Annotated in this window: 1 protein-coding gene; it reads right to left on the reverse strand. The window is 53.6% G+C overall.

Translation table 11 applies throughout. From position 1 onward, the window contains the following. On the reverse strand, positions 1 to 216 hold a 216-nt coding region (locus NR201_RS22630; protein WP_256850202.1), incomplete at its 3' end, for a TniB family NTP-binding protein. Positions 217 to 235: the final 19 nt, after the last annotated feature.

Genomic DNA, 235 nt, shown 5'->3' on the forward strand with positions numbered 1-235 from the left:
GTGTAGCTCTGCCAGATGTTGTACTTCATCGACGATGATCGCCCTGACTTTCGCAATCTCTAGCTGGCGCAACGCTTGATCGTACAAATCCGGTGTGCTGCATTTGCTCAGTACCCTACCACCGAGGCCACGGATAATACTTAGCGTGAGCGCACGCTGATTGGGTTCAGTTGGGGCTGTGACGCGGATCAGTGGCTTACAGATTTTGCCGTTCACCTCCTGCGTGGGAAAGTCT

The organism is Pantoea sp. Fr-CA_6 (assembly GCF_024520895.1).
GTDB lineage: Bacteria > Pseudomonadota > Gammaproteobacteria > Enterobacterales > Enterobacteriaceae > Pantoea > Pantoea agglomerans.